We start from the raw sequence: 6,783 nt of genomic DNA on the forward strand, positions 1-6,783 counted from the left end.
AAGAGGTGGCGTACTCCGTCGTAGCGGTTGTAGGCGGCCCGGCGTCGTCGGCGGGGTTCGCGGTCGGGGTTCTTGTGTCTGCCGCCGCGTTCGGCCCACGGCCGGCCGGGGTGGGGCACCAGGTAGCGGGCCGAACCCGTTCATGAACAAGACGGCTTCAGGCTCACCGTCCTCGGGTATGGCCTCGCCGTCGGCGATGGCGTAGAGGTGTTCGACGCGGGCCTTCCCGGCCGCGTAGTCCGGATCACGGGAGGTCTTCCAGGTCTTCAGGCGTTGAAGAGAGACGCCTTCCTCGCGGAGCGCGCTGGGCAGGCCCTCGTGGCTGACGTCGTCGACCACCCCCTCGGCGACCAGGAAGTCCGCCAGCTCGCCCAAGCTCCAGGTGGAAAACGGCAGGCCGTGCCCGGTGGGCTCGGACTTGGCCGTCTTCTTGACCTCACGGCTCGGGCAGCGTGAAGGTCTACAGCCGTCCCCCCTTGTACTGGGGGTAGAGGGAGTTGAAGCCGTCGGCGTTGAAGTTGTGGATCACATCGCGGACCCGGTCGTCACTGGTGAACGACACCTCGGCGATCCGCGCCACCGGCATGCCCTGCGCGGACAGCAGCACCATCTGGGCCCGCCGCCACGTCACCACCGACCCCGTGCCGCGCCGGATGAGCCGCAGCAACCGCCTGCCTCGTCATCGTCGATCTCCCGCACCCGCGCCCGCGTAGGTGGCTGCGTCGCCGAGGCGCCTGCCTCGCCCCGATTCCCCCGTTCTCAGTAGCCGGAAGGCTGGCCAAGAGCCGAAAAAGCCGCCAGAGGCCGCGTGCGGGCCTGCCGGGCGATCGAAGGTCGATCCATACCGACAACGCCGAGTTCGTCGACTGGAGGCTCCGTTATGGGCGTCGCTTTTCAGAGGTATTGGGCGATTTGTAGGGGCGCAGTCCGACGTGTGGCTGTCCTCTCGTACTGAAGTCGGACCGGTCGCAAGGAAGCTTGACCGGTCGATACGCGTGATGCCCTACCGCGGCCGGACTCGGGAGCCAGGGCGGGTGGAACCTGGGCCGGGCCTTCGGCGACCACCCGGAGAGGCAAAGCGCGGAACCCAGATGCCGTGCGGGATGAATGCGACAGGTGCGCAACCACGAAGGTCGACACCCGAACGGAGCGCCTCTACTCTCTCGCACCACCTTCCGCACCGCGGGCCGCTCCCCCACGGGAACCTCCTGGAGCATTTCCTCCGCGAGTTCCCCGATCCGCTCCCCCACTCGCAGGTCCAAGCGCACGAAGTGCCCGGGCTGCTCCTTCGTTGTCCCCAGCCGCTCCAAGGCCCTCCCGCGCCACCGCCCGTGCCTGCTCAACTGTGTCGTCATCTCGCATCCCCTCTGCGTCCGTACGGAGCGGCCGCCTCACTTCCCCGGTGCTCACAGATCCTCCCCGACGGCTGTCCGGTCAACTCACGCCACCGGGCGCACCGCGGTGCTGCAGGAGACGTGATCGATGTCCACCGGTCGAACCACCGGGAAGGTCACGGGCTGGTGATCGTTTTCGCCGGACCAGAGGGGTTTCCTCACCGTCCAGAGCGACAATGCCTCCCATCACGGCTCGCCGGAGAGGCATTCGTAGCTGGCCTACTGCGGCTGCTCGCTACGGCCGCAGCGAGCCCGTCACACTCTTACCGGCCACCTTGGATCAGAGCACCTTGCCGACGGCCCCGATCATGGCGGAGTACGGCTGCTCGGAAGAGGGATGCCGGATATAGTGGGGGCACCGTTTGTTACTCAGGCGAAGAGGGCCCTCCACTTCTGTGGAGGGCCCTCTTTCTGCGTCGGAGCAGGTCAGGCGACCTGCAGCTTCGGCCTGCCGGTGGGGGCCGGCGGTGCCTGGTGGTATGTGGGGAGTTTCAGATTGGGAAGGTCCCCGGCCTGGATGCGGACCAGTGCGTCCCGGAACGCAGCTTCCATGGCTTCGGGGGTCTCGTACTTCGCTGCGAGCGGGTGGAGGCGGTAGGAATTGCCGTTTCGTTCCTCACTGCGGGGGCGGAGGACGATGTTCAAGGCACAAAGAGGTGCCATGAGTCCGCTGATGGCCTGAGGGGTGACGCCGTATTCCGTTGCCATGTCCCGCTGACGTACCGGAAGTGCTCCCCCGAAGTCACTTCGGTAGAGGAGGTACTGGAGGAACTTGACGGCGGACCCGGACAGGGGTAGGGCCCAGATGCGCTCCGCGACGATCGGAGACATGACGTTAGCCATGGGGTTGCCTTCCTCGTGTTCGGTTGCCCAGGGTCGGGCCTGGTAGCGCTATCACCCGGTTCGTTTCCTTCCTCGCACGCTCGCATCGGCTCCGAAGTCGAGGTCAAGCTCCTCCTGATGGGCGCCTTCGGGTCCCACCGCGTAGGGGAAAGCCTCGGGACTGCGGTCGTGCCGTTCAGCGATCTCGGCGAGGACCTCGTGCTGTGCGGTGCTGTTTCCGTGGAACCAGAGACGTACGTTGATCTGGATCCGGCCGTTGCCGGCCTTCTCCACCCAGTTGTAGCCGCAGAGTGCCTGGACAGCGCGGTTCACGGTGGAGCGCGTGATCATCTTGCCGCCCTTCTGCGCGGCAACCTTGTTCAGTCCATCGGTGATCTCCTGCTGTGTGTATTGCGCGATACCGGTACCGGGTACCTGACCGCCAGCGACGAACAGGAAGACGCACAGCTGCGACTTGGTGATGCTGTTGGCAACAGCGAGCTGGGCGAGGAGCTGGGTGAACCAGTTGCTCGCCAGACTGTAGCCAGCGCCGCCCGCCATGTCGTGGACGGTTCGGGGATCCGCCGCATACTCGAAGTGGACACCCTTAAGCCGACGGCGACCACTGGGATCGGCCGCCTGAGCTACCTTCTCCCCCAGTTGCTGACCAAGCACGGCCAGGATGTCTCCGAACTCGGCTTCGTTTCCCACTGCTTCGGGTACAGGCCGGGGCCCGCGCGTTCGTCGACGGGCGGGCGGATCAGTTGTCACAGGACCTCCCTTGTTACTCAGGCGGTCCGAGACTATCTAAAAGTCCACGCCTGGTTGTCTTTTGGCGCATCGGCGCGCCGATGGGGTATCAAGCGCGCGCACGCACCGCTGAGGATCTAGGAAGTCAACGAACGCTGTACTTTCTGCGCTTCTCCGCGGCATAAGTCCACGGCTCGTTGATTTTATGTGTCGCAATGAGGACACATCTCCATTCTGGGCAGCAGAGGCAATCCGCCGCCTCCAACTTGAGCAGCAAGCCTCTGACCTGCGACGATCCGCGATGGCTCTGCGAAGCTGAAAAGTACACACCTCATGGACTTTCTGGCGAAGTGTGCTCGGCAGGTACACATTTCAGATCCTCGACTGTGCTCCGGGGGACACACCAGAAGTTTCATCTTTGCAGGTCAGAGGCTTGGGCAGGCGTCGGCCTCTTCTACAAGAGCCACACAACTACCGCTCATATCCCATGCCGACAGGTACGACTGATGCACGCTCACGAACACGCCCGTCTTCAACGACAACCTGCCGTGCAGGGACGGGCGAAGGCTATGGGATCCGAGCCTCGGGACGCTGCCCGGGACACACAGCCAGCTGCGCAGCCGACGCAAACCGATCCGCTGGAAGTATCGCTCGTTGGTGCCCCGCAGCTCATGGTCACGTCCCCGAGCCACTCCACCACTACCTGTTCGGACCGGCACCACCGAACGCCAGCCCGCGTGCTCGGAGGGCCAAACTCTCACGAACAGTGGCCACCTGCACCACAGCGGACATCAACCACGCCTCTGCATTCCTAAGTGGGTAGCGCCCGCAGTCGCCGACGAAGGCCAACCGCCCCGGCGGGGCACCGCAAGCCCGCCAGGGCTGAGGAGCTACCGACCATCGCGCGCCAGCATGCGGAGACGCGAAAGCTGCTTGACAAAAAATGACCGCTGCACTCGGCCGCCCAGCAAAAGGCGAGGGAGGGTCAGAGGACCCGCCTGATGGCGTCCCATGGAGTGGTGTAACGGATCTTGGCTGGGAAGTGCGCCGCTTGTGTGCCCCCGCGTGCATCGACTACCAGTGAATGCTCCCTGAGAACGGGGCAGGCCACCGTGCAACTGCCCTTGGTGAACTGCCAGTTCGTCCAAGGAGGTGCCCGGTGGCCTGGCCTTGTCCCAGCATGACCTGCTTCGCCTGCTCGAGTCACTACGTTCAGCGGATGGTCTTGAACTCGTCCGCGAAGTCGCCGAGCGGCTCCTCCAGGAACTGATCGAGGCCGAGGCCGCCGCCCGGATCGGCGCCGAGCGGGGCGAGCGGACCGACACCCGCACCACCTGGCGCAACAGACACCGTGAGAAGACCGCGACCACACAGGCCGGCGGCCTGGAACTCGCGATCCCCAAGCTGCGGGCCGGGAGCTTCTTCCCCAGCCTGCTGGAACGCCGACACCGCATCGACCAGGCCCTCTACGCGGCCGTCATAGAGGCCCACGCCCACGGCGTGCCGACCCGCTCGGCCGACGACCTGGTGAAAGCCCCCGGCTCGGACACCGGCATACCGAAGAACGAGGCCTCCCGGATCCGCGCCGGCCTCGACGGACAGCCCGACGCCTTCCCCCCCGGCCGCTGCACCACCTCCGGCTCCCGTACACCTTCCCCGACGCCACCCGCGCCAAGGCCCGCGCCGACCATCAGACCGCGTCCCAGGCCGCCGTCATCGCGACCGGTGCCACCGAGGACGGAGGCCGTGAAGTCCTCGGCGCCATGGCCGGCGACAGCCAGACAGAGGCATCCTGGACCCCCCGCTCGCAGCGCGAGCGCGGCCTGAGCGGTGTCCGCCCGGCCATCTCCGACAGCCACATAGCGGCCTGGCCAAGGCCATCCGCAAAGCCATGCCCGACGCGGCCTGGCAGCGCTGTCGCGTCCGCTTCGTCCGCAACGTCTTCCCGGCCATCCCGAAGGAGTCCGCGGAGACGGCCGCCGCGACGATCCGCACCGTCTGCGCCCAGCCGACCGCCGATGCAGCCAGGGCCCAGCTCGACACCGTCGCGGACACGCTCGGCCGCCAGTTCCCCAAGGCCAAGGAGATGCTACTGGAGGCAAAGAAGGACCTGACCGCCTTCGCGGACCTCCCCAACCACCACTGGAAGAAGATCCAGTCGACCAACCCGCCGAACGCCTGAACCGGGAGAACAAGCAACGCCCCCACGCCGTCCAGGTCCTCCCGGACACTGCCGCCGCCACCCGCCCGGCGACCGCCGCCCCCGTCGAGCTCCACGACGAGTGGATCACCTCCCCCCGGCACTACCCCTCCACCGAGAGCACCGACAGCCCCCATCCGGACAACAGCACCTGCCTGCCCGGCACTGCCGAATGATCAGTTACACCACGTCAAGGGACATGACCCGCGAAGGCGTCTCGCTCCTCCACCACCTCGTCATCCTGATGGCCCGCTTTCGCCGCCCCTACGCGGACCAGTCGACGGACGTGTCATCGAGACGATCTCCGGCTACGAAAAGCTTGCCAGAGCCAGGGCAGTCCATACGCCGACGCCTCCCCCGCCAGCCGCCCGCCATCGAGGACGAACTCCGTGGGCCGCAGGGCTTGCCGAGGCGGCTGCGGCCTGGCTCGCGGTGTCCCTGGCCGCCTACCGGCCTGGGACGTGCCGGCGTCTTCGCCTCCGGGCAGGTCCGCGCCCGGTCCCTTCCCGACGGCGGCCGTGGAGGCGGCCGGTGCGTTGAGCGCCCACCCTGCGCCCGCTGACGGACGGTGGCGAACCCGGACCGCGGGCTCGGGGAACGGATGGATAGGCATCCATTCTGGCCGCTGAGCTCTCGGAAAACTCTTGTCTGGCGCCAGTTTCCGGTCGGTGCCGGACCGGCCGATGTCCAGGAACGAGGACAGGGTGGTGCCGCTGTTCCAGAAGCCGAGGAGGTAGACGTCGACGAGGACTAATGACCTGGTTTGGAGATCCTGTCGCAGTAGCGGCAGATGCGGTCGAGGATCTGGTCGGCGGTCTTGGTCCACTTGAAGGGCCTGGCCTGGTCGTTCCAGACCTCGATCCAGTCTTCGAGTGAAGCCTTGAGGTCGTCGAGGGAGCAGAACACGTCGAGGCAGCGTCGTTCCAACTCGGCGAACCACCGCTCGACCTGATTGATCCACGACGAATAGGCGGGGGTGAAGTGGAGCTGAAGGCGGGGTGCGCGAGGAGTCACTGGTGCACCACCGGTGCCTTGCGGGCGGAGAGGAAGCACCTATGTTTCGTCAAGCGGCTGAGGGAAGTTGACTTGCTGCCAGGGGTTGGATGTGTCGGTGGAGCTCGCGGGCCGCGTATCGTTTCAGACACCGGATGATCTCGCGCTTGGACATGCCCTCGGCGGTGCGTCGCTCCAGATACTTCTGGGTACGTTCGTCCCAGCGTATGCGGGTCATCACGACGCGGTAGAGGGCGGCGTTGGCTTGGCGGTTGCCGCCGCGGTTCAGGCGTCGGCGCTGGGTCTTGCCGGAGGACTGCTCAACCGGACTGACGCCGCACAGCGCGGCGAAGGATGCTTCGCCAGTGATTCGATCAGGGTTGTCACCTGCGGCGATGAGGAGTACTGCGGCACTGTCGGGCCCGACACCGACCAGGTCCAGCATCTGGGGCCGACAGGCGCGGACGGCCCTGGTGGTGCGCCGGGTGAGCTCTTTGACCTCGTCGGACAGGTGCTGGACTCGGCGGGCGAGCAGTCGCATCGTGAAGACGGCCTCGCCCCGTTCATCGACGTCGAGGGCCGCGCAGGTGGCAACCAGCGCGGGGTTGCTCAGGCCGGTGAGGA

Annotated in this window: 4 protein-coding genes and 2 pseudogenes; 1 reads left to right on the top strand and 5 read right to left on the bottom strand. The window is 66.5% G+C overall.

The genetic code is table 11. From position 1 onward, the window contains the following. The 3 genes and pseudogenes from IF89_RS49460 to IF89_RS0133910 form a co-directional block, all read right to left on the bottom strand. A pseudogene (locus IF89_RS49460) lies at nucleotides 1–699 on the bottom strand (helix-turn-helix domain-containing protein); the annotation flags it as partial. A gap of 1,121 nt (nucleotides 700–1,820) precedes the next feature. Beyond that, nucleotides 1,821–2,237 (bottom strand): hypothetical protein, encoded by a 417-nt coding sequence (locus tag IF89_RS0133905; RefSeq protein WP_030776411.1) that lies wholly within the window; start codon nucleotides 2,235–2,237, stop codon nucleotides 1,821–1,823. Nucleotides 2,238–2,288: 51 nt separating this feature from the next. After that, entirely contained in the window at nucleotides 2,289–2,927 is a 639-nt protein-coding gene (locus tag IF89_RS0133910) for a hypothetical protein (protein ID WP_234327997.1), read from the bottom strand. A gap of 1,203 nt (nucleotides 2,928–4,130) precedes the next feature. On the opposite strand from IF89_RS0133910, the pseudogene IF89_RS49850 reads away from it, so the two are divergent. After that, nucleotides 4,131–5,342: pseudogene (locus IF89_RS49850) on the top strand (IS256 family transposase). Nucleotides 5,343–5,916: 574 nt separating this feature from the next. Here IF89_RS49850 and IF89_RS43330 read toward each other — a convergent pair. After that, nucleotides 5,917–6,180, bottom strand: a complete 264-nt coding sequence (locus IF89_RS43330) for a transposase (RefSeq protein ID WP_234327998.1) — start codon at nucleotides 6,178–6,180, stop codon at nucleotides 5,917–5,919. A 49-nt stretch (nucleotides 6,181–6,229) separates the two neighbouring features. Continuing rightward, on the bottom strand, nucleotides 6,230–6,783 hold a 554-nt coding region (locus IF89_RS0133925), incomplete at its 5' end, for a transposase (protein WP_043194757.1).

The sequence above is a fragment of the Streptomyces sp. NRRL F-2664 genome, assembly GCF_000719345.1.
Taxonomy (GTDB): Bacteria; Actinomycetota; Actinomycetes; order Streptomycetales; family Streptomycetaceae; genus Streptomyces.